Origin of the sequence: Demequina sp. NBRC 110053, from assembly GCF_002090095.1 — a bacterium.
Lineage (GTDB): Bacteria > Actinomycetota > Actinomycetes > Actinomycetales > Demequinaceae > Demequina.
Window position 1 is genome coordinate 803200 of record NZ_BBRJ01000002.1, and the last position, 21381, is coordinate 824580.

The window sequence follows — 21381 nt, forward strand, 5'->3', positions numbered from 1 at the left end:
GTTACTCTTCGCTGCCCGAGAAGTACACGCCCGCGGAGTTGCCGTCGTACTCGACGGCGCCGTCCTTGAGCGAGAAGCCCAGCTCTGCGAGCTTCTCCTTGACCTCGGTGATCGACTTCTGCCCGAAGTTGCGGATGTCCATCAGGTCCGCCTCCGAGCGGGCGGTCAGCTCGCCCACGGTGTGGATGCCCTCGCGCTTGAGGCAGTTGTACGAACGCTGGGTGAGGTTGAGCTCCTCGATGGGCTGGTTGTAGTCCTCCTCGATGGAGTCCTCCGAGTCCGAGGGCCCGATCTCGATGCCCTCCGCAGCCTCGTTGAGGCCCTTCGCGAGCGAGAACAGCTCGACCAGCGTCGAGCCGGCGGAGGCCAGCGCGTCGGAGGGCGAGATCGAGTTCTTGGTCTCGACGTCGATGATCAGCTCGTCGAAGTCGGTGCGCTGGGCCACACGGGTCGCCTGGACCTTGTAGGTGACCTTGAGCACCGGCGAGTAGATCGAGTCGACGGGGATCTGGCCGATCTCGGCGTCGTAGCCCTTGTTCATCGAGGCCGGCACATAGCCGCGGCCGCGCTCGACGGTCAGCTCGACCTCGAACTTCGCCTTCGAGTTGAGGGTCGCGATGTGCAGGTCGGGGTTGTGCACCTCGACACCGGCGGGCGGGGCGACGTCGGCACCGGTCACGGCGCCGGCACCCGACTTGCGCAGGTACATCACGACGGGCTCGTCGTGGTGCGAGGAGACCACGAGGTTCTTCAGATTGAGCAGGATCTCGGTCACGTCCTCCTTCACGCCCTCGATGGTCGTGAACTCGTGCAGGACGCCCTCGAAGCGCACCGACGTGATGGCGGCGCCCGGGATGGACGACAGCAGCGTGCGGCGCAGCGAGTTGCCGAGCGTGTAGCCGAAGCCGGGCTCGAGGGGCTTGAGTGAGAACTGCGAACGGTTGTCCGAAATGACCTTCTCGGTCAGCTGAGGACGCTGTGCGATGAGCACTGTTCATATCCTTTCCGAGCACCCGCTATTTGATGCTCGCAAGACCTGCCGGATCGGTCCGTCAGGGTGGAGGTGTGAAGTTGAAAGGAGGGGGATGGCCGATGCCGTGGCACCGGCCGTCCCTGAGGGGCGTGTCGCGCGGGTCACCTGGGGCGGCCTGCGCGGCCCCCGTTCGCTAGTTGCGGCGGCGCTTGGGCGGACGGCAGCCGTTGTGCGCCTGCGGGGTCACATCCTTGATGGAGGTGACCTCGAGGCCGGCGGCGGTCAGCGAGCGGATCGCCGTGTCGCGACCCGAGCCCGGGCCCTTGACGAACACATCGACCTTGGACATGCCCGCGTCCTGCGCGCGGCGCGCGGCGGCCTCGGCGGCCATCTGCGCGGCGTACGGCGTGGACTTGCGGGAGCCCTTGAAGCCCACCTGGCCAGACGACGACCACGACACCACGGCGCCCGAGGGGTCCGTGATCGAGATGATCGTGTTGTTGAAGGTCGACTTGATGTGAGCCTGACCGTGCGCGACGGTCTTCTTGATCTTCTTGCGCGGCTTGCGCGTGGGAGCTGCCATGGCTTACTTCTTCTTTCCGGCGACGGTCTTCTTGGGGCCCTTGCGCGTGCGGGCGTTGGTCTTGGTGCGCTGACCGCGGACCGGCATGCCACGACGGTGGCGCAGGCCCTGGTAGTTGCCGATCTCCACCTTGCGGCGGATGTCGCCCTGCACCTCGCGGCGCAGGTCGCCCTCGACCTGGAAGTTGGCCTCGATGAAGTCGCGGATGGCGACGAGCTCGGTGTCCCCGGCGTCCTTGACGCGGAGGTCGGGGCTCACGCCGGTGGCGGCGAGGATCTGGTGCGCACGAGTGCGGCCGATCCCGTAGATGTAGGTGAGCGCGATCTCCATGCGCTTCTCGCGCGGGAGGTCGACGCCGACGATGCGTGCCATTGTCTTTCTTCTACTCCTCAGTAGTCGGAGGTCTGACGCTCAGGCCTCCCGCGTCGTTGTCTGGTGCGGGCCTCGGCCTCCGAGCCGGGGGTTGCCTTGCGGCTGCCTGAACGTGGTCTGATGTGTTGTTGTCTAGCCCTGACGCTGCTTGTGGCGCAGGTTGTCGCAGATGACCATGACTCGGCCATTGCGACGGATCACCTTGCACTTGTCGCAGATGGGCTTGACGCTCGGCTTAACCTTCATGCTTCTTTCCTTGCATCGGGGCACGCGGAACGCCGGTGCGTGCCCAGGTGCTTACTTGTAGCGGTAGACGATGCGGCCGCGGGACAGGTCGTATGGGCTGAGCTCGACAACCACCCGGTCCTCGGGGAGGATTCGGATGTAGTGCTGTCGCATCTTGCCTGAGATGTGTGCGAGGACGAGATGACCATTGGTCAGCTCCACACGGAAGGAGGCGTTCGGAAGCGCCTCCACGACCGTGCCCTCGACCTCGATGACGCCGTCTTTCTTGGCCATGGACTCCACTCACGTTGGTTGGTTGCGCGGGCGCGCAAAAACGCCCGACGAACAACTATACGCCACTTGGTGTCGTCGCTCAACCTCGAACGACGTCAGCGGAGGCTGTTGCGCAGCCGCTGCACGGCGGCATCGGCGATGGCGGGTGTGCGGTGGTCGGCGAGAGCGCGGATGACAGAGGCGGGCGTGCGCGGGTTGGCGATGAGCGCGCGCAGCACCTCAGGGTCGCGATCGTGACCGAGGGACATCAATGCCGCCACCGGACAGTCGGAGCGTCGAGCGACGGCGGCCCTCACGGAGGGGCGGCGGTCGACGGCGAGACGCAGCAGATCCTGAGACGCCAGCCCCGCGTCGTGGACGAGCTCGAGCTCCTCCGACACGGGTCCCGCAGGCGACGTGCTCACTGCGTCACTCTCCTCTGTCTCGCCTCACGACGGGCCACCGCCCGACCGTGACTCTTACTGTAGGGAATGCTCACAGGACAACGCGGGAGCGTGTGGGGAATTCCATACGGCGCGTCCACGTGCAGAGCGCGGCCCGCGTCGACGAGCGCCGTCGACTGTCAGCCGATGCCCGGCTGGGGGCCCTCGGGCGAGAACTGCACAGGGAGGATGCCTCCCAAGGTGACCGAGGCGGCCCGCTTGGAGGCAGGAACTGCTCCTTCTCTGCCCCGCCCGACGGCGGGCCGCGGCGCATAGGCGCGCGGCGAGGTGCGCCGGGATGGAGCATCAGCCGGCGAGGCCTCTCCTGATCTCAGCCCGGCACTGTCGAGAGCCCTGTCGTGCAGCTCCGCCGGCAGTCCGCCGCCTGCGGTGGACGGTCCGCGGTCCTGTCGCTCGGCCGCGAGCTCGGCGACGGCGCGCTCGGCGGCGCGCCTGACCTCGGCTCTCCGATGGTCCAGAAGGCGGGCACGAACCGCATCGGGCGTCGCCCGGTTGTGGGCCACGGCCCTCAGGACGGAGGAGTCGCGATCGGAGGCCAGGTGCTCGAGCACGGCGGCGTTGGCCGCGGGGTTCGCTCCAACGGCCGCGCGCACGGCAGCGCGAGCGTCGTGGGAGAGGCTCGCGAGCACGGCGAGGGGGCAGTCCTCGCGCCTGCCGAGCACCTCGCGCACGTCGACGTCGCGGTGGTGAGCGAGCTGCGCGAACCGGGGCCTCGGAAGCTCCGCGCCGGATGCCTCGTGCCACTCGGGGCTGACCTGGCGACGGCGCACCTGCGACGTTCCGAGGCCCGAGCTCGCCATGAAGGCGCGCGACCACGAGCCGTCATCGCGCGCATCGGCCGCCACGTCGCTCCTGTTCCTCGCCGTCCACCGTCAACCAGCGCCGTACCAGCGCTGTGAGTCTCAGCGACGCTACGAGACGCACCTGACGAGGAGGCGACGCCACGGTGGCCGGCCGGTGAATGTCGCACGAACATTCCGGGCACCTTTCGTCAGGCGCGACGTCAAGGGAGCAGCGTGCGCCGGTCAGGCCCCGGCGGAGGCCCCCGTGCCGGCAGAGCTGGGCGCGCGCTCTCGGCGACGCTGCACGACCGCGCTGACCACCTGGTAGCCGGCGTAGAGGAACAGCACGCCCGCCACGATCGGGATGATGACGGCGCGCATGTCCCCGTTCACCACGTTGTTGACCCAGCCGATCCACGGAACGGAGTACCAGACCTCTCCGCGGAGCTGGACCTCCATCACCGGCTCCTCGTCCGGCACGCCGTTGGCATCCCCCTTGGTGACGAACCGCGGCTCCTCGCCGGGCACGCTCGGCTGGATGATCTCGACCACGCGGTGCGTCACGACCTCGGCCTTGCCCGACTCGAGCTGATACGTGATGACGGAGCCGATGCGAACGTCGTCGGGCTCCACGGGCCGCACGATCACAAGGGTGCCCGCCGGATAGCTCGGCTCCATCGAGCTGGTGATGATCGTGTACGGCGTGCTGCCGGTCACCGCCGGCAGGAGCACGACCAGGACCGCGACCAGCGACACGAGAGCCAACAGCCCCCAGCTGAGGCCAAGGCCGATGTAGCCCAGGAGGCCACGCTCCTTGGACTCGGTGTCCTCGCGTGCATCGATGTCGGTCATGATCGTCCTCCCGCGTCGCCGCGACGCCGCAGCACCCACCACGCCGCCACGCCACCCAGCACCAGTTCGATCATCCACGCGATGACGAACCACTCCTGGTAGAACCTCTCCGTGTTGAACTCGAGCGACGCGCCCGCGGGCTCCTCGTGAGTGTCTGGGGCCGGGTCCGCCGTCGGCTCGGGGGTCGGCTCGGCCGTGGGCTCCGCCGTGGGCTCGACGGACGGCGACGGCGTGGGATCGGGCCCGCCGACGGCGAAGCCGGGCACGACGACGACGCCGGGCGACGGGCGTCCCGCTCCGCCCGAGCCCGTGCCGTCCGACCCGTCCGAGCCGGGGCCGTCGGGGCGATCCGGTCCATCGGGCGTGGGCCGGGGGTCGACGGGCGTCGGCCCCTCACCTGGCTGCTCCCCTGGCGGGGTTGGAGTTGAACAACCGTCGGGCGCGGCGACATCGTCACTGGTCAGGGTGAGGACGATGGCGAAGTTTGCTGCCTCACCCTGTGCGGTCGTGCCGTCCACGTCCGCCATTGCGAGGTCGACATCGACGCGCAGCGATCCGCCGTCGGGCACGGCCGCGCCGCTCACGAGCGACGTGCAGCTGCCCACATCTGCGAGCGTGACCGGAGCGCCTTGGCTGGTGCCGGCGCTCGCGCCGACGGTGAGCGCCTCCACCAGGGCGGCGGCCCCCGTCACGTCAGCGATGGCGACCGCCAGGTTCGCGTCGCTGCCCCCCTCATTGCGGACCCAGAACGGCCGATCGATGGCAGCTCCGGGGACGACCACGACGCCGTCGAACAGCCCGCCCGGGTACTGAGCCGCGTAGCTCGATCCATCGGGCGAGATCGCGATGCTCTCCCCTGCGGCGTGCGCCGCGGGAGCCGCCGCGGACGCGGCGGTGGCTGCGAGCGCGACCGCCCACGCCACGCGCACACAGCGCGATCCGGAGGGGGCCATCAGCCCATCCCCGACAGGGAGCAGCCGTAGGAGTGCGAGATGAAGATGATCCCGGACCGGGTCCGGCTCGCCTCTCCGATGGCGACTCTGGTGCCCGCGTCACCGCCTGGACCGACCTCGTAGAGCTCGAGCGTCCATGACGCGCTCGCCCCGGTGGACGTCGCGATGTCGATCGTGAGGGAGCCAGAACCGTTCGCCGTGTTGGCGACGACGGCGCCGTTGAGGCGCGCCTCGTAGCGCATGTTGGGCGTAGCCGCGTTCGTGGTGATGCGGTAGTTGCCCGACACGACCGAGCACTGCACCGTCGATGGTGCGCCGCCTGTTCCTGAGAACAGGTTGCGCACCACCAGGAAGGACTGATCGGCACCGCCATCGCAGTTCTCCATGGTCGCATGGACATCAGTGGCCGGCCGCGTGATGCACTGGCCTGTCGACTCGTTGACGATCTGGTAGGCCGCGCGCACGCTCGACGCGCCCGTGTTGGTGCGCTGCAAGGTCCACCGCTGGTTCTGCGCATTCGACGCGGCGTTCATCGTGATGCCGGTGCCGGTCTGCTGCATGAGCAGGCCGTTGCTCTGGTTGGTCCGGATGGTGTAGTAGCCCCCGCCGGTCGACGTGAACTGCCAGGACTGGTTGGTCACACCGGTGGTCTTGCAGGGCCAACCACCCACATTGGACTGGCCGGAGAAGTGGTCGAGGCAGTGCGCCGTGGAGCCGCCCTGCCAACCGTGGATGAACGCCCAGACCGAGGCGCCCGTCGTGGGCGTGTGCAGCGGGAACAGGAACTGCGAGGCCTGTGTCGCTGTGGCGTTCGCGGCACCCGTGTAGGTGCCCAGGCTGATCCTCGCGTCCACGCGCGGAGTGAAGGTCACGGAGCCATTCGCGGGCCAGTTCTCGGTGGTGCGCGTCGCAGTCGTGCGCACGCAGTACGTGCGCGACTCCCCCGCTGCGAAGCCGTCGCCCGAGACCGTGGTGAAGCTGGCTGCGTTGGCCCAGGTGGTGCCCGAGGGCACGAGCGATGGCCCCGGCGTCGCGGCAGCCGTGCAGGGGTTGCCTGCCGTGGATCGCCACACGACATAGCCGAAGTTGCCACGGTACGTGTTGCCGTTCGTCGCGCTCAGGTCGAGGGTCACCGCGGCGCGCTGCGTGCTCGAGGTGGTCGTGTTGTTGGTGACCGTGAAGCTGCCGGTGCGAGCGAGAGCCTCGTTGGCCAGCGTCGCGCTCAGCGAGCCGAAGTTCGCGGTGGTGACCGTCAGGTTCGCGGTCGACGCGGGCGCTGTCACGCTGGCCTGGGTCGTCCAGTAGGCCCAGCCGGCAGTCGTGCCAGCAAGCACGGCGAAGGTGGCCAGCCCCGCGATCAGCGCGAGGCGGCGACGGCCGTGGTGGGCGCGAGTCATGGCGCCACCTGGATGCCGTCGAGGGTCACGGCATAGGTAGCCGCGGTCCCCTCGGTCGTCGACGGCGCTGACGTGGGGAGGACCAGTTGGAGGCACACGGTCGCGGTGGCGCCGGGCTGCAGCGCCGTGACGACCGTGCTCGAGGTGGTGCCGAGCGCCGCTCCCGGGAGGGTGGTGGTCGGGCAGGTGCCAGCGGCGAGCCGCACGTCCCAGGCGCGGGTCGCATCGAGCCTGGCGCTCACACGGAGCGGGACCACGCCGGTGTTGTGCAGGACCAGCTGGCGGCTGGCCACGTCGCCGGGAAGCATGTTCTGAAACACGCTCGCGGGGATCGAGACGGATCCGGCCGGCGCGCCTCCTCCCTGGGAGACCAGCAGTCGAGCGGATCCGGAGCTCACGGTGCCGCTGTCACCCATCGGGGTGGCGGCATTGAGGTAGGCGTAGCTCCCGCCGGCCGCGAGCACCGCGCCGGAGATCCCGACCGCGAGCGCCACCGCGGTCGCCAGCACTCCGCGGGCGCGGGGCGCGCGCCGGCGGTTGCCTGCGACCGGGTTCTGCCGGTCGGAAGGGAGTTGAGAGGCCATCGTCTACTCCAAGGGGGGCCGCACGGGGTGCGGCGGACATCATGGTGTGCGGTGCATCGCCACAGCGGCGCGCGTGACGCGCGGCGCTGAGCTGCGCAGAGGGCTCCCTTGCCATGGGGTCTCGCGCGGTCGCGAGACCCCATGCGGGGAACTCGAGCGGGTGCTACGGGGCGATGACCTGCGTGACCGTCAGAGCACCGTCGGCCACGAGGTCGACCGCGCCCAGCTGGGCGGCGTTGTCGGTGGCCGGGGAGCTGGCGCCACCGAAGGGCCAGTCGATGGTCCACGTGACCGTGATCGTGGCGGGCGCACCGGCGTTGTCGGTGACCTCGTAGACACCCGAGGTGCCGATCTCCGAGATGCTGGCGCCCTCCACGACCGTGACGTCGATGTCGCCGTCGGCGAGGATCGCCTCAAGCGCGGTGTCCTCGGTGTCGCTGGAGGCTGCGTCGACGGCAGCGTCGGCAGGCTCGATCTCGAAGGCGAGGTCGTCACCGGTCGCGGTGACCTCGAAGGTGTCCGTGTAGATGAGCGTGTTGCCCGGGACGATCTGCACGCCGGTCAGGTCGGTGAGCGCCTGGTCGCCGGTGCCGTTGAACTGCTTGACCCAGCCGTCGCTGGCCCCGTTGATCGGTGCGATCGAGAGCTGACCGGCGTTGACGGTGGTGCCGTCAGCGCCGAGCTCCTCGGTGTCGTTCCAGTAGGCGAGCGACGCAGCGCCGCCCATGAGCAGGATGACGCCGGATCCGGTTGCGATCGACGCCTTGGTGAGCTTGTTCATGCGGGTTCCCTCGATTGCCATCGTTGGCCGAAGCCAGTGTGAAGTGTTCCTCAGCGGTCGCTTCACAGAGCCTGCGGTGACCACCGAACGGCTAGCAGGGCGTTTGCGACTCACTGCCAACCGTTCGCCGACATTACGGCATCGGATTGGTTGTCGAAACCCTTCGAGCTGTCGGGTACGTCACACGTGCGAGGCGCGGGGCCGCATCTCCCGCACGGCGAGCGCCTCGCGGTGTGAGGCAGTTCACACGGAGATGGAGGTCTCCCAAGCCGTCTCACGCGTCGTCGAGCGTCACGCCTCCTCGGCTGGACGGTAGCCACGGACCGGCGCAGTGCGGACGGGACGCGCGGGCGGCTCCTCATACAGGTGGACCACGTCCGCGTAGGTGACGCGCTCGCGGAGCTCCGGAACGCCGTGGTCGCGCCCATGGTCGGGGGCCTCCAGCGCCGCGTCGAGCCGCCTCACGGCACGCGCCCGCACCTCGTCCTTGCGGTGGAAGGCGAGCCGTTCGGCGATGGCGTGGTCGAGCACGGGGTTGTCGAGCAGCGCGTGGAGCACAGCGACGTGGCGATCACCCGCCAGATGCTCGAGGATCGACGCGGTGGCTGACTCGTTGCCGGCCATCGCGGCCCGCACATCGACGTTCTTGTCGTGGGCGAGCGCGACCATCGTGCCGAGCGGCAGGTCGGTGCGGCGCGCGATGTGCTCGCGCACGAGCGCGTTCTTCCCAGCGGCGAGAGCCTGGATCTGACTCCGCCCGAGGTCCTGGCGCTGGGCGAGCTCGACGTCCTCGCTTGCGCCGTCCGCGTAGGTGAATCCCCGTGCCATGTCGACTCCATCCCGCCGAGGCCACGGTCCGCGCATCGGACCGGGCCCGCACTCGTGACGCTACGCCCGAGCCGTTGCAGCCGCATGGCTCCCGGGTAACTGCGACGTAACGCGCTGTCGGATTCGTCACACGGGAGGGAGCTGGCGACGCTGCGCGGCGCCGACCGGCGTCACCGCTGGCAGCGGTCCGTTCTCAGTTCTGAGCGAGGCTACGGCGCCATGGGAGCGATGCCGTGAGGGGCCAGGCCCGCCGCGCCGCCATCGGCGGCCGTGAGCACCCAGATGCCATCGTCGTGCACGGCGATCGAGTGCTCCCAGTGCGCGCTCCGCGAACCGTCAGCCGACACGACCGTCCAGTCGTCCTCGAGAATGCGCGACTCGGACGTGCCCAGCACGAGCATCGGCTCGATGGCGACGCACAGACCAGGCCGAACCTTGGGGTGCCGCCCGCGGGTGCGGTAGTTCATGACGTCGGGCGACTGGTGCATCTCCGTGCCGATGCCGTGGCCCACGAATCCGATCAAGGGGTGCAGGGCCGCCGCGTCGCCTGCGTCCTCGATGGCAGCGGAGACCTCGTCGAGCCTGCGCGCCGTCGCGAGGGCGGCGATGCCTGCCCACAGGGCCTTGCGTGTGCCGTCGACGAGCCGCTCATCGGCTGCGGTGAGCGCCTCTCCCACGATGAAGGTGACCGCCGAGTCGCCGTGCCATCCGTCCACGATCGCGCCGCAGTCGACGGACACGACATCACCTGCGGCGAGGACCCGCTCCCCGGGGATCCCGTGGACCACCTCCTCGTTGACAGAGACGCAGGTGGTCGCCGGGAAGCCGTGATAGCCCAGGAAGTTGGAGGTGGCGCCAGCCTGCGCGATCACCGCCGCTGCCGCGGCGTCCACGTCGCGCGTGGTGGCGCCCACGACGGCGGCCTCGCGAGCAGCGGCGAGGGCGCGTTCGACCACCACGCCCGCGCGGGCCATGACCCGCATCTGCTCCCGGGTCTTGAGCTGGATGCGCGAGGACACGCCTCAGTGCGCCTCGGCGGCCGCGACGATCCGCTCGGTGACGTCCTCGATCTCGCCCATGCCGTCGATCTGCACCAGCAGTCCGCGCCCCTCGTAGTAGGCGCTCACGGGAGCCGTCTGCTTCGCGTAGACCTCGAGACGCTTGCGGATCACCGGCTCGGAGTCGTCGGCGCGACCCTCGATCTCGGCGCGCTTGAGCAGCCGAGCGGTCACGGCATCCGCATCCGCGGTGATCTCGATGGCGACGTCGAGCTCGACGTTCAGGTCAGCGAGCATGCCCTCGAGCTCGACGGCCTGGTCGGGGTTGCGCGGGTAGCCATCCAGCAGGAAGCCGTCGCCGAGGTCATCCTGGCTCAGGCGGTCGCGGACCATCGCGTTGGTGATCTCGTCGGGCACCAACGCGCCCGCGTTCATGTACTCCTGGGCCTTCCGACCGAGATCCGTCTTGCCCTCCACGTTCGTGCGGAAGATGTCCCCGGTCGAGATCGCGGGGATGCCCCAGCGCTCGGCGAGCCTGGCAGCCTGCGTGCCCTTGCCCGCTCCGGGAGGACCGAGGAGAACGGTGCGCATTACTTGAGGAACCCTTCGTAGTGGCGCTGCTCCAGCTGGGACTGGATGCGCTTGACGGTGTCGAGGCCGACGCCCACGAGGATCAGCACCGACGCGCCGCCGAACGGGATCGACGTGTTGAGACCCAGGATCACGAAGGTGATGGTCGGGATGAGCGCCACCGCCGCCAGGTACAGCGAGCCGGCGGCCGTGATGCGAGACAGCACGTACGCCAAGAAGTCAGCGGTGGGCTGGCCCGGCCGGATCCCGGGGATGAACCCGCCGTACTTCTTCATGTTGTCGGCGACATCGTTCGGGTTGAACGTGATCGCCGTGTAGAAGTACGCGAAGAAGATGATCAGCAGGATGTACAGCCCGATGTTGAGCGGCGACGATGGGTTCGCGACGTGATCGTTGAGCCACAGCATCCAGCCGTCGGGGTCGTTGCCCGCGAACTGCACGATCACCTGCGGGAGCATCAGCAGCGATGACGCGAAGATCACCGGGATGATGCCGGCCATGTTGATCTTGATGGGGATGTAGGTCGACGATCCGCCGAGCATGCGGCGACCGACCATGCGCTTCGCGTACTGCACGGGGATGCGGCGCTGCGACTGCTCGACGAACACCACGGCGGCGATGACCAGCAGCACCACGATGCCGACCACGATCGAGTTCTGGAGGCCGTTCGACGAGTTCCAGATGGCCGAGGCCACGCCGGGGAACGACGCCGCGATCGAGGTGAAGATCAGCAGCGACATGCCGTTGCCCACGCCGCGCTCGGTGATCCGCTCGCCGAGCCACATGATGAGGACGGTGCCGGCGGTCATCGTCAGCACCATCACCGCGATGACGTTCCACGAGTCGTTGGGGACGATGGGCAGCTCGCAGCCCGGGAAGAACACGTTGTTGCGGGCCATCGTGATGTACGAGGCGGACTGCAGCGCGGCGAAGCCCACGGTGATGTACCGCGTGTACTGGGTGAGCTTGGCCTGACCCTCCTGGCCCTCCTTGTAGAGCGCCTCGAAGCGAGGGATCAGCACGCGCAGCAGCTGGACGATGATCGACGCCGTGATGTACGGCATGATGCCCAGCGCGAAGATGGACAGCTGCAGCAGCGCGCCGCCGGAGAAGAGGTTGAGGACCTGGAAGGCGGTGTTGGTCTCGGTGGTGCCCATGCACTGCTGCACGTTGCCGTAGTCGACACCGGGAGTGGGGATGGCCACGCCCATCCGGTAGATCGCGATGATCCCCAGGGTGAAGAGCAGCTTGTTCCGCAGGTCGGGCGTACGGAAAGCGCTCAGGAAGCCACTCAGCATTGATCCTCCATGGTTGTGAGCCGTCGCTGGCTCAACAGACGCGTCGGGGCGGGCCGCACGACACCGCGCGGCCCGCCCACGACTCTAGCCCTCGTTGACCGAACCGCCTGCGCCCTCGATCTTGGTCTTCGCGGACTGCGAAACCTTGTCCGCGTCCACGAGCTGAACCTTGACGGCGATGTCGCCGTCGCCCAGCACCTTGACGAGCTGGTTCTTGCGCACCGCACCCTTGTCGACGAGGTCGGCCTTGGTGACCTTCCCGCCCTTCGGGAACAGCTCCGCGATGTCGCCCACGTTCACCACCTGGTACGTGGTCTTGAACGGGTTCTTGAAGCCAGGGAGCTTCGGGATGCGCATGTGGATGGGCGTCTGGCCACCCTCGAAGCGCGCCGGCACCTGGTAGCGAGCGCCCGTGCCCTTGGTGCCGCGACCGGCCGTCTTGCCCTTCGACGCCTCACCACGACCCACGCGAGTCTTCTTGGTGTGAGCGCCGGCGGCAGGACGCAGGTGGTGCACCTTGAGCGTCGAGACCTTGGCCGCGGACTCCTCCTTCTTGGCAGGAGCCTTCTTGGCGGGAGCCTTCTTCGCAGCAGGCTTCTTGTCAGCCGATGCTGCGGCAGGCTTCTTGGCAGCAGGCTTCTTGGCGGCCGGCTTCTTCTCAGCCGTGGCCTTGTCGGCGGCGGCCTTCGAAGCCGCAGGCTTCTTGGCAGCCGGCTTCTTGGCGGCGGGCTTGTCTTCGGTGGCCTTCTTGTCCTCGGCCATCAGTCAACCTCCTCGACGGTGACCAGGTGGTCGACCGCCTTGACCATCCCGCGGATCTCGGGACGGTCCTCCTTGACGACGATGTCGCCGATGCGCTTGAGACCGAGCGACCGCACGGTGTCGCGGTGCTGCGGCTTCACGCCGATCGTCGACTTCTTCTGCTGAACCTTGAGGCGACCCATCACTTCACCCCCGCAGCCTGCGCGCGGAGCATCGCGGCCGGGGCCACGTCCTCCACGGCCTTGCCACGGCGAGCCGCGACGGCCTCGGGGCGCTCGAGGCGCTTGAGGGCGTCGACGGTCGCGTGAACGATGTTGATCGCGTTCGAGGAGCCGAGCGACTTCGACAGGATGTCGTGGACGCCAGCGCACTCGAGGACGGCGCGCACCGGGCCACCGGCGATGACACCGGTTCCGGGAGCGGCCGGACGGAGGTACACGACGCCGGCAGCGGCCTCACCCTGCACGACGTGCGGGATGGTGCCCTGGATGCGGGGGACGCGGAAGAAGTTGCGCTTCGCCTCCTCGACACCCTTCGAGATCGCTGCGGGGACCTCCTTGGCCTTGCCGTAGCCCACGCCCACGTTGCCCTCGCCGTCGCCCACGACGACCAGCGCCGTGAAGCTGAAGCGGCGGCCGCCCTTGACGACCTTGGACACGCGGTTGATGGTCACCACGCGCTCGATGAACTTGTTGTCAGGCTCGTTGCCGCGGCGGTTGTCGCGGCGGTTGTTGTCAGCCATGCGAATTCCTTATCTGTGTCCCGGCTACAGAGCCAGGCCACCCTCTCGGGCGCCGTCTGCCACCGCAGCCACTCGACCGTGGTACTTGTTGCCCCCGCGGTCGAACACGACGGTGTCGATGCCGGCGGCCTTGGCACGCTCGGCGACGAGCTCGCCCACCTTGGTCGCCTTGGCGGTCTTGTCGCCGTCCAGCTTGCGGACGTCGGCCTCGAGGCTCGACGCTGACACCAGGGTCCTGCCAGCCGTGTCGTCGACGACCTGCGCGACCATGTGGCGCGATGAGCGCGTCACGACCAGGCGCGGGCGCGCCGTCGTGCCGGAGATCTTCTTGCGCAGGCGGAAGTGGCGGCGCTTGCGCGCAACCGTCTTCCCCTTGCCCTTGACAGTGATGCTCATGGCTTACTTACCCGTCTTTCCGGCCTTGCGGCGCACGTGCTCACCCGCGTAGCGCACACCCTTGCCCTTGTAGGGCTCCGGCGGGCGAACCTTGCGGATGTTCGCTGCGACCTCTCCGACCTGCTGCTTGTCGATGCCGGCGACCGAGAACTTGGTCGGGCCCTCGACCGCGAAGGTGATGCCCTCCGGCGGCGCGATGACCACCGGGTGCGAGAAGCCGAGCGCGAACTCGAGCTCCTTGCCCTTGAGCGCGACACGGTAACCGGTGCCGACGATCTCGAGCTTCTTCTCGTAGCCGTTCGTGACGCCCTCGACCATGTTGGCGATGAGGGTGCGGGTCAGGCCGTGCAGCGACTTCGCGACGCGCTCGTCGTTCGGCCGGTTCACGGCGATGCCCTCGTCACCCTTCTCCACGGTGATGGGGGAGGCGACGGTGTGGGTCAGCGAGCCCTTGGGGCCCTTGACCGTGACGACCGCGCCGTCGATGGTGACGTCCACGCCCGAGGGGACGGAGACGGGGTACTTGCCGATGCGTGACATGTGGTTCGCTCCTTCCCTTACCAGACGAACGCGACGACCTCGCCGCCGACGCCCTTCTTCTCGGCCTCGCGGTCCGTCAGGAGACCGGAGGAGGTGGACAGGATGGCCACGCCCAGGCCGCCGAGAACCTTGGGGAGGTTCGTCGACTTCGCGTACACGCGCAGGCCGGGCTTGGACACACGGCGCACACCGGCGAGCGAACGCTCGCGGTTGGGGCCGTACTTCAGGGTCAGGGTGAGGGTCTTGCCCACCTCGGCATCGGTGGTCTCCGAGCCGGAGATGTAGCCCTCGGCCTCCAGGATCGTGGCGATGTTCGCCTTGAGCTTGGAGTGCGGCATGGCCACGGTCTCGTGGTACGCCGCGTTGGCGTTGCGCAGACGCGTCAGCATGTCTGCGATGGGATCAGTCATCGTCATGAGTGTCGAACTCTTCCTCGCCGTGGTTTCCTCGCGATGAGGACCTGTGGCGTAGTGGTTTTACCAGCTGCTCTTGGTGATTCCGGGAAGCTCACCAGCGTGAGCCATCTCGCGGAAGCACACGCGGCAGAGGCCGAACTTGCGGTACACGGAGTGCGGGCGGCCGCACCTCTGGCACCGGGTGTAGGCGCGCACGGCGAACTTCTGCTTGCCGGCTGCCTTGTTCTTCAGCGCAGTCTTGGCCATGTCACTTCTCCTTGAACGGGAAGCCCAGCTGCTTCAGCAGCGAGCGGCCCTCGTCGTCCGTGGTCGCGGTCGTGACGATGGTGATGTCCATGCCGCGCACGCGGTCGATCTTGTCCTGGTCGATCTCGTGGAACATCGACTGCTCCGTGAGGCCGAAGGTGTAGTTGCCATTGCCGTCGAACTGCTGAGGGCTCAGCCCGCGGAAGTCGCGGATGCGCGGGAGCGCGAGCGACAGCAAGCGGTCGAGGAACTCCCACATGCGGTCGCCGCGCAGCGTGACGTGCGCGCCGATCGGCTGACCCTCGCGCAGCTTGAACTGCGCGATGGACTTGCGGGCCTTGGTGACCTGCGGCTTCTGCCCGGTGATCGCGGTGAGGTCAGCGATCGCGCCCTCGATGAGCTTCGAGTCCTTGGCGGCGTCTCCGACACCCATGTTGACGACGATCTTGGTCAGACCGGCAACCTGGTTGACGTTCTCGTGGCCGAACTCCTCGACGAGGCTGGCGATGATCTCGCCGCGGTACTTCTCCTTGAGCCGCGGCGCAGAGGTGGCGGTGCTCATTCGACGTCCTTACCCGAGCGCTTGGCGACGCGCACGCGCTTGGTGCGGGTGCGACCGTCCTGCTCGACCTGCTCCGTGCGGTAGCCCACACGGGTGCCCTTCTTGGTCTCCGGGTCGACGAGCATCACGTTCGAGATGTGCAGCGACGCCTCGGTGGTGACGATGCCGCCCGACTGGTTGTCGCGGCTCGTGCCCGGCTTGATGTGCTTGGTGACGCGCTGGACGCCCTCGACGATCACGCGGTCGTTCTCGGTGAGGACCTCGAGCACGCGGCCCTGCTGGCCACGGTCGCGTCCGGCGATGACGACCACGAGGTCGCCCTTCTTGATCTTCGCCATCAGATGACCTCCGGTGCCAGCGAGATGATCTTCATGAACTTCTTGTCGCGCAGCTCGCGGCCCACAGGGCCGAAGATGCGCGTGCCACGGGGCTCGCCCGCGTCGCCCTTGAGGATCACTGCGGCGTTCTCATCGAACTTGATGTACGAGCCATCGGGACGGCGGCGCTCCTTGGAGGTGCGCACGACGACCGCCTTGACGACATCGCCCTTCTTGACGTTGCCGCCGGGGATGGCGTCCTTGACAGTGGCGACGATGGTGTCGCCGATGCCGGCGTAGCGGCGCTTGGAGCCACCGAGCACGCGGATGACAAGGATCTCCTTGGCACCGGTGTTGTCGGCGACGCGCAGCCGCGACTCCTGCTGAATCATGTCTTCTTCTCCTGTCGTCTGGTTCTCGCTGCGCTCGGCAACGAGCCTGGTCGAACGTTGGTTACTTGGCCTTCTCGACGATCTCGACCAGGCGCCACCGCTTGGAAGCGGACAGCGGACGGGTCTCCATCACGACGACGAGGTCGCCGATGCCGGCGGTGTTGAGCTCGTCGTGAGCCTTGATCTTGCTGTTGCGGCGGATGACCTTGCCGTACAGGGGGTGCTTGACGCGGTCCTCCACCTGCACGGTGATGGTCTTGTCCATCTTGTCGCTGACCACGTAGCCACGACGCGTCTTGCGGTACGCGCGGTGCTCGGCGGTGGCCGTCGCGTGCTTCTTACTCGACATAGTCGTTCTTCCTTACTCGGCCGACGCCGTGGGCGCCGTCCGGATGCCGAGCTCGCGCTCGCGCAGGATCGTGTAGATGCGGGCGATGTCGCGCTTGACGGCCTTGAGGCGGCCGTGGTTCTCGAGTTGACCGGTGGCCGACTGGAAGCGCAGGTTGAAGAGCTCCTCCTTGGCCTTCTTCAGCTCGTCCACCAGGCGCGAGTCCTCCATGGCATCGAGCTCGGTGGGGCTCAGGTTCTTGGTCCCGATAGCCATCAGATGTCACCACCCTCACGGGTCACGAAACGGGTCTTCATGGGCAGCTTGTGCTGGGCACGGCGGAGCGCCTCGCGGGCGAGGCCCTCGTCGACGCCGGCCAGCTCGAACATCACGCGACCCGGCTTGACGTTGGCGACCCACCACTCGGGCGAGCCCTTGCCGGAGCCCATGCGGACCTCAGCGGGCTTCTTGGTCAGCGGACGGTCGGGGTAGATGTTGATCCACACCTTTCCGCCACGCTTGATGTGACGGGTCATCGCGATACGAGCGGCCTCGATCTGGCGGTTCGTGACGTAGGCGGGCTCGAGAGCCTGGATGCCGAAGTCGCCGAACGTGACCTGGGTGCCGCCCTTGGCAGAACCCGACCGCTTGGGGTGGTGCTGCTTGCGGTGCTTCACTCGACGGGGAATGAGCATGGCTTAGCCTTCCTTCCCTGCGTCGGCCTGGGGGGCCTCCGCAGCGGCAGGCGCCTCGGCACGGGGTGCCTCGGCGGACTGACGAGGGGCGCCCTCGCGACGGGGGCCGCGGTCGCCACCGCGGTCACCACGACCACGGCCACGCTGCGGGCGGGGGGCCTTCGCCTGCTCGGCGGCCCACTCCTTCTCCGTCATGTCGCCCTTGTAGATCCACACCTTCACGCCGATCTGGCCGAAGGTCGTACGGGCCTCGAAGAAGCCGTAGTCGATGTTCGCGCGGAGGGTGTGCAGCGGCACGCGACCCTCGCGGTAGAACTCCGAGCGGGACATCTCGGCGCCGCCGAGGCGGCCCGAGCACTGCACGCGGATGCCCTTCGCGCCGGCACGCAGCGAGGACTGGATGCCCTTGCGCATGGCACGGCGGAACGAGACTCGCGACGCGAGCTGCTCGGCGATGCCCTGGGCGACGAGCTGAGCGTCGACCTCGGCGTTCTTGACCTCGAGGATGTTGAGCTGGACCTGCTTGCCGGTCAGCTTCTCGAGGTTGGCACGCAGCTTGTCGGCCTCCGCACCGCGGCGACCGATCACGATGCCGGGACGCGCCGTGTGCAGGTCGACGCGCACGCGCTCACGGGTGCGCTCGATCTCCACCTTGGACACGCCGGCGCGCTCGAGGCCCTGCGACATGAGCTTGCGGATCTTGACGTCCTCGTCCACGTAGTCGCGGTAGCGCTCGCCCTTCTTGGTCGAGTCCGCGAACCAGCGCGAGCGGTGGTCGGTGGTGATACCCAGGCGGTAGCCGTGCGGGTTGATCTTCTGACCCATTACTTGGCCCCTTCCTTGACAGGCGTCGCCACCGTCACGTTGATGTGGCTCGTACGCTTGAGAATGCGGTTGGCACGGCCCTGAGCACGCGGCTGGATGCGCTTCATGGTCGGGCCCTCGTCGACCGTGATCGAGGTGATCACGAGCTCGGACTCGTCGAAGCGCTCACCGGCGGCGTCGGCCTTCACGCGTGCGTTCGCGACGGCCGACTCGATGAGCTTGCGCACATCGGTGGCGACGGCCTGCGGCTGGAACCGCAGCGTGGAGATCGCCTCGGAGGCGTTCTGGCCACGGACCAGGTTCACGACGCGGCGAGCCTTCTGGGCGGTCACGCGAACGTATCGCGTCTGCGCCTTGGCTTCCATCTGAAACTCCTCTTACCTACGCCCGGGCGCCTTAGCGGCGGCCCTTGCGGTCGTCCTTCACGTGGCCCTTGAACGTGCGGGTGGGCGCGAACTCGCCCAGCTTGTGGCCGACCATCGCCTCGGTGACGAACACCGGGACGTGCTTGCGGCCGTCGTGCACGGCAAAGGTGTGACCCAGGAAGTCGGGGGTGATGACCGACCGACGGGACCAGGTCTTGATGACGTTCTTCGTACCCGCATCGTTCTGGGCGTCCACCTTCTTCTGAAGGTGGTCGTCGACGAAGGGGCCCTTCTTAAGACTGCGCGGCATTCCAGAGCCTCCTTAGCGCTTCTTGCCAGTACGACGGCGGCGGACGATGAGCTTGTCGGACTCCTTGCCCGGCTTGCGGGTGCGTCCCTCGGGCTTGCCCCATGGCGAGACCGGGTGGCGACCACCGGAGGTCTTGCCCTCACCGCCACCGTGCGGGTGGTCGACGGGGTTCATGACGACGCCGCGGACGGTCGGGCGCTTGCCCTTCCAGCGCATGCGGCCAGCCTTGCCCCAGTTGATGTTGGACTGCTCGGCGTTGCCCACCTCGCCGACGGTCGCGCGGCAGCGCGCGTCGACGTTGCGGATCTCGCCCGAGGGCATGCGCAGCTGCGCGAAGCGGCCCTCCTTGGCGACCAGCTGCACCGAGGCGCCGGCCGAACGGGCGATCTTCGCGCCGCCGCCCGGCTTGAGCTCGATGGCATGGATGACCGTTCCGACCGGGATGTTGCGCAGCGGCAGGTTGTTGCCGGGCTTGATGTCCGCACCCGCGCCGGCCTCGACCACGGTTCCCTGCGACAGCTTCTCGGGGGCGATGATGTAGCGCTTCTCGCCGTCCGCGTAGTGCAGCAGCGCGATGCGCGCGGTGCGGTTGGGGTCGTACTCGATGTGAGCGACGGTCGCGGGCACGCCGTCCTTGTCGTGACGACGGAAGTCGATCACGCGGTAGGCACGCTTGTGACCGCCACCCTGGTGACGGGTGGTGATGCGGCCCGTGTTGTTGCGGCCGCCCTTCTTGTGCAGCGGACGCGTCAGCGACTTCTCGGGCTCCGAACGGGTGACCTCGACGAAGTCGGCGACGGACGAGCCACGGCGGCCCGGCGTCGTCGGCTTGTACTTGCGAATAGCCATGAGATTCCTGTCCTTCTTAGCCCACGTGGCCGGAGAAGACGTCCAGGGCCTCGCCGCCACCCACGGTGACGATCGCGCGCTTGACGTCCTTGCGCTTGCCCATCCCGAAGCGGGTGCGGCGCGCCTTGCCCTTGCGGTTGATGGTGTTGACGGAGGTGACCTTGACGCCAAAGATCTGCTCGACCGCGATCTTGATCTCGGTCTTGTTGGCGCGGGGGTCCACCTCGAAGGTGTACTTGCCCTCATCCATGAGCGAGTAGCTCTTCTCCGACACGATGGGTCGGATCAGGATGTCGCGGGGGTTCTTGTTCAGCGTGGTCACGTTAGTTCTCCTCCGCCTCGGACTCGGTCGCGACGGCGGTCACGGACTTGCCCTTGGCCGGACCCGCGAGGAAGGCCTCGAGGGAGCCGGACGTGAAGACGGTGTCGTCGTTCACGAGCACGTCGTAGGTGTTGAGCTGGTCCACCGCGAGCACGTGGACGCCCGCCGCGTTGCGCAGCGACTTCCACGCGACGGCGTCCGCGCGCTCGAGCACTACGAGGGCACGGCGGCCCGAGGTGATGGCGTCGAGAGCGGCGAGCGCCGCCTTGGTGGACGGGGCGTCACCCTTCACGAGCGACTCGACCACGTGCACGCGACCAGCGCGGGCGCGGTCCGAGAGCGCGCCACGGAGGGCTGCGGCCTTCATCTTCTTGGGGGTGCGCTGCGAGTAGTCGCGCGGCTGCGGGCCGTGCACGACGCCACCGCCGGCGAACTGCGGGGCGCGGATCGAGCCCTGACGAGCGCGGCCGGTGCCCTTCTGCTTGTAGGGCTTGCGGCCACCGCCCGCGACCTCGCCGCGGGTCTTGGTGGCGTGCGTGCCCTGGCGCGCGGCGGCGCGCTGCGCGACCACGACCTGGTGGATCAGGGGGACGTTGGTGACGACGTCGAACACCTCGGCGGGAAGCTCGGCGGTGCCGGCCTTCTTGCCTGCGGCGTCGAGCACGTCGACGGTCTGCGTTTCAGCCATGGTGTCACGCACCCTTCACGGCGGAGCGGATGAGGACGACCCCGCCCTTGTTGCCGGGAACCGCGCCCTTGACGAGCAGCAGGCCCTTGTCGGCGTCGACCGAGTGGACGGTGAGGTTCTGGACGGTCTTGCGGGCGTTGCCCATGCGACCGGCCATCTTCAGGCCGCGGAACACGCGCGACGGCGTCGAGGCGCCGCCGATCGAGCCGGGCTTGCGGTGGTTGCGGTGAGCACCGTGGGAGGCGCCCACGCCGGCGAAGCCGTGGCGCTTCATGACACCGGCGGTGCCCTTTCCCTTGGTGGTGCCGGTGACGTCGACCTTCTGGCCTGCCTCGAAGATCTCGGCGGTGAGCTCCTGGCCCAGCGAGAAGTCGGCGGCGTCAGCGGTGCGGACCTCGGCCACGTGGCGGCGCGGCGTCACGCCGGCTGCCTCGAAGTGGCCCTTGAGGGGGTTCGTCACGCGACGGGGGTCGACGGCGCCGAACGCGAGCTGGACGGCCTCGTAGCCGTCACGCTCGACGTTGCGCACCTGGGTCACGACGTTGGTGTCGACCTGGACGACGGTCACGGGGATGACCCGGCCCTCGTCGTCCCACACCTGCGTCATGCCCAGCTTCGTACCCAGCAGCGCACGGACGGTGCGCTGGGCATTGGAAGTCGTAGTCATGGTGC

At 68.3% G+C, this 21381-nt stretch carries 36 protein-coding genes; all 36 read right to left on the bottom strand.

Annotated features, from left to right (window positions below; genetic code table 11):
- Position 1: 1 nt before the first annotated feature.
- Complete coding sequence (locus tag B7K22_RS03750) at positions 2-991, bottom strand: DNA-directed RNA polymerase subunit alpha (RefSeq protein ID WP_084038468.1); 990 nt, start codon at positions 989-991, stop codon at positions 2-4.
- A gap of 175 nt (positions 992-1166) precedes the next feature.
- The gene (gene rpsK / locus B7K22_RS03755) at positions 1167-1556 is read right to left on the bottom strand and encodes a 30S ribosomal protein S11 (RefSeq protein ID WP_061963598.1); all 390 of its coding nucleotides are present in this window, start codon (positions 1554-1556) and stop codon (positions 1167-1169) included.
- 3 nt (positions 1557-1559) lie between these two features.
- Entirely contained in the window at positions 1560-1928 is a 369-nt protein-coding gene (gene rpsM, locus B7K22_RS03760; protein WP_084038470.1) for a 30S ribosomal protein S13, read from the bottom strand.
- Positions 1929-2060: 132 nt separating this feature from the next.
- The gene (gene rpmJ, locus B7K22_RS03765) at positions 2061-2174 is read right to left on the bottom strand and encodes a 50S ribosomal protein L36 (protein WP_061960951.1); all 114 of its coding nucleotides are present in this window, start codon (positions 2172-2174) and stop codon (positions 2061-2063) included.
- A 51-nt stretch (positions 2175-2225) separates the two neighbouring features.
- Positions 2226-2447, bottom strand: coding sequence for a translation initiation factor IF-1 (infA, locus tag B7K22_RS03770; protein WP_061960952.1), 222 nt, complete (start codon positions 2445-2447; stop codon positions 2226-2228).
- 95 nt (positions 2448-2542) lie between these two features.
- Positions 2543-2851 (bottom strand): hypothetical protein, encoded by a 309-nt coding sequence (locus B7K22_RS03775; protein ID WP_084038472.1) that lies wholly within the window; start codon positions 2849-2851, stop codon positions 2543-2545.
- A gap of 158 nt (positions 2852-3009) precedes the next feature.
- Entirely contained in the window at positions 3010-3735 is a 726-nt protein-coding gene (locus B7K22_RS03780) for a hypothetical protein (RefSeq protein ID WP_084038474.1), read from the bottom strand.
- A gap of 180 nt (positions 3736-3915) precedes the next feature.
- Entirely contained in the window at positions 3916-4524 is a 609-nt protein-coding gene (locus B7K22_RS03785) for a signal peptidase I (RefSeq protein WP_084038476.1), read from the bottom strand.
- Positions 4521-5477: a hypothetical protein gene (locus B7K22_RS03790; protein WP_144276222.1), complete on the bottom strand. Its 957-nt coding sequence runs from the start codon at positions 5475-5477 to the stop codon at positions 4521-4523. The genes B7K22_RS03785 and B7K22_RS03790 overlap by 4 nt, the downstream gene beginning before the upstream one ends.
- Entirely contained in the window at positions 5477-6874 is a 1398-nt protein-coding gene (locus B7K22_RS03795; protein WP_084038480.1) for an RICIN domain-containing protein, read from the bottom strand. Before B7K22_RS03795 ends, B7K22_RS03790 begins: the two co-directional genes overlap by 1 nt.
- Positions 6871-7458, bottom strand: a complete 588-nt coding sequence (locus B7K22_RS03800) for a hypothetical protein (protein WP_144276223.1) — start codon at positions 7456-7458, stop codon at positions 6871-6873. The genes B7K22_RS03795 and B7K22_RS03800 overlap by 4 nt, the downstream gene beginning before the upstream one ends.
- 163 nt (positions 7459-7621) lie before the next feature.
- Positions 7622-8239: an alternate-type signal peptide domain-containing protein gene (locus B7K22_RS03805; RefSeq protein WP_159448746.1), complete on the bottom strand. Its 618-nt coding sequence runs from the start codon at positions 8237-8239 to the stop codon at positions 7622-7624.
- A 291-nt stretch (positions 8240-8530) separates the two neighbouring features.
- Complete coding sequence (locus B7K22_RS03810; protein ID WP_084038486.1) at positions 8531-9067, bottom strand: hypothetical protein; 537 nt, start codon at positions 9065-9067, stop codon at positions 8531-8533.
- A gap of 209 nt (positions 9068-9276) precedes the next feature.
- Entirely contained in the window at positions 9277-10086 is an 810-nt protein-coding gene (gene map, locus B7K22_RS03815; RefSeq protein WP_084038488.1) for a type I methionyl aminopeptidase, read from the bottom strand.
- A 3-nt stretch (positions 10087-10089) separates the two neighbouring features.
- Positions 10090-10656: an adenylate kinase gene (locus B7K22_RS03820; protein ID WP_084038490.1), complete on the bottom strand. Its 567-nt coding sequence runs from the start codon at positions 10654-10656 to the stop codon at positions 10090-10092.
- A complete protein-coding gene (secY, locus tag B7K22_RS03825) occupies positions 10656-11954 on the bottom strand; it encodes a preprotein translocase subunit SecY (RefSeq protein ID WP_084038492.1) in 1299 nt (432 codons plus the stop codon). Before secY ends, B7K22_RS03820 begins: the two co-directional genes overlap by 1 nt.
- Positions 11955-12038: 84 nt before the next feature.
- Positions 12039-12716, bottom strand: coding sequence for a 50S ribosomal protein L15 (rplO, locus tag B7K22_RS03830; protein WP_084038494.1), 678 nt, complete (start codon positions 12714-12716; stop codon positions 12039-12041).
- Positions 12716-12898, bottom strand: coding sequence for a 50S ribosomal protein L30 (gene rpmD / locus B7K22_RS03835; protein WP_084038496.1), 183 nt, complete (start codon positions 12896-12898; stop codon positions 12716-12718). The genes rplO and rpmD overlap by 1 nt, the downstream gene beginning before the upstream one ends.
- Entirely contained in the window at positions 12898-13458 is a 561-nt protein-coding gene (gene rpsE / locus B7K22_RS03840) for a 30S ribosomal protein S5 (protein ID WP_084038498.1), read from the bottom strand. The genes rpmD and rpsE overlap by 1 nt, the downstream gene beginning before the upstream one ends.
- Before the next feature lie 24 nt (positions 13459-13482).
- On the bottom strand, positions 13483-13854 hold the full coding sequence (gene rplR, locus B7K22_RS03845) for a 50S ribosomal protein L18 (RefSeq protein ID WP_084038500.1): 372 nt from the start codon (positions 13852-13854) through the stop codon (positions 13483-13485).
- A gap of 3 nt (positions 13855-13857) precedes the next feature.
- Positions 13858-14394 (bottom strand): 50S ribosomal protein L6, encoded by a 537-nt coding sequence (rplF, locus tag B7K22_RS03850; protein WP_084038502.1) that lies wholly within the window; start codon positions 14392-14394, stop codon positions 13858-13860.
- Between the two features lie 17 nt (positions 14395-14411).
- On the bottom strand, positions 14412-14810 hold the full coding sequence (rpsH, locus tag B7K22_RS03855) for a 30S ribosomal protein S8 (protein ID WP_084038504.1): 399 nt from the start codon (positions 14808-14810) through the stop codon (positions 14412-14414).
- Positions 14811-14870: 60 nt separating this feature from the next.
- Entirely contained in the window at positions 14871-15056 is a 186-nt protein-coding gene (locus B7K22_RS03860; protein ID WP_061960963.1) for a type Z 30S ribosomal protein S14, read from the bottom strand.
- A gap of 1 nt (position 15057) precedes the next feature.
- Entirely contained in the window at positions 15058-15618 is a 561-nt protein-coding gene (gene rplE / locus B7K22_RS03865; protein WP_084038506.1) for a 50S ribosomal protein L5, read from the bottom strand.
- Positions 15615-15956 (bottom strand): 50S ribosomal protein L24, encoded by a 342-nt coding sequence (rplX, locus tag B7K22_RS03870; protein ID WP_084038508.1) that lies wholly within the window; start codon positions 15954-15956, stop codon positions 15615-15617. Before rplX ends, rplE begins: the two co-directional genes overlap by 4 nt.
- A complete protein-coding gene (gene rplN / locus B7K22_RS03875) occupies positions 15956-16327 on the bottom strand; it encodes a 50S ribosomal protein L14 (protein WP_084038510.1) in 372 nt (123 codons plus the stop codon). Before rplN ends, rplX begins: the two co-directional genes overlap by 1 nt.
- 61 nt (positions 16328-16388) lie before the next feature.
- On the bottom strand, positions 16389-16676 hold the full coding sequence (gene rpsQ / locus B7K22_RS03880; RefSeq protein WP_084038512.1) for a 30S ribosomal protein S17: 288 nt from the start codon (positions 16674-16676) through the stop codon (positions 16389-16391).
- Between the two features lie 12 nt (positions 16677-16688).
- Complete coding sequence (rpmC, locus tag B7K22_RS03885; RefSeq protein ID WP_084038514.1) at positions 16689-16931, bottom strand: 50S ribosomal protein L29; 243 nt, start codon at positions 16929-16931, stop codon at positions 16689-16691.
- A complete protein-coding gene (rplP, locus tag B7K22_RS03890; protein WP_084038516.1) occupies positions 16931-17350 on the bottom strand; it encodes a 50S ribosomal protein L16 in 420 nt (139 codons plus the stop codon). The genes rpmC and rplP overlap by 1 nt, the downstream gene beginning before the upstream one ends.
- Before the next feature lie 3 nt (positions 17351-17353).
- Positions 17354-18175 carry a 30S ribosomal protein S3 gene (gene rpsC, locus B7K22_RS03895; protein WP_084038518.1) on the bottom strand — a complete coding sequence of 274 codons (822 nt, stop codon included), beginning with the start codon at positions 18173-18175 and terminating at the stop codon, positions 17354-17356.
- Positions 18175-18540 carry a 50S ribosomal protein L22 gene (rplV, locus tag B7K22_RS03900; protein ID WP_084038520.1) on the bottom strand — a complete coding sequence of 122 codons (366 nt, stop codon included), beginning with the start codon at positions 18538-18540 and terminating at the stop codon, positions 18175-18177. Before rplV ends, rpsC begins: the two co-directional genes overlap by 1 nt.
- Before the next feature lie 31 nt (positions 18541-18571).
- Complete coding sequence (gene rpsS / locus B7K22_RS03905) at positions 18572-18850, bottom strand: 30S ribosomal protein S19 (RefSeq protein WP_084038522.1); 279 nt, start codon at positions 18848-18850, stop codon at positions 18572-18574.
- A gap of 12 nt (positions 18851-18862) precedes the next feature.
- Positions 18863-19699: a 50S ribosomal protein L2 gene (gene rplB, locus B7K22_RS03910; RefSeq protein WP_084038524.1), complete on the bottom strand. Its 837-nt coding sequence runs from the start codon at positions 19697-19699 to the stop codon at positions 18863-18865.
- A gap of 16 nt (positions 19700-19715) precedes the next feature.
- Positions 19716-20021 carry a 50S ribosomal protein L23 gene (rplW, locus tag B7K22_RS03915; RefSeq protein WP_084038526.1) on the bottom strand — a complete coding sequence of 102 codons (306 nt, stop codon included), beginning with the start codon at positions 20019-20021 and terminating at the stop codon, positions 19716-19718.
- Position 20022: 1 nt separating this feature from the next.
- Positions 20023-20709 carry a 50S ribosomal protein L4 gene (gene rplD / locus B7K22_RS03920; protein WP_084039733.1) on the bottom strand — a complete coding sequence of 229 codons (687 nt, stop codon included), beginning with the start codon at positions 20707-20709 and terminating at the stop codon, positions 20023-20025.
- A gap of 4 nt (positions 20710-20713) precedes the next feature.
- The gene (gene rplC / locus B7K22_RS03925; RefSeq protein WP_084038528.1) at positions 20714-21376 is read right to left on the bottom strand and encodes a 50S ribosomal protein L3; all 663 of its coding nucleotides are present in this window, start codon (positions 21374-21376) and stop codon (positions 20714-20716) included.
- Between the last annotated feature and the right edge of the window lie 5 nt (positions 21377-21381).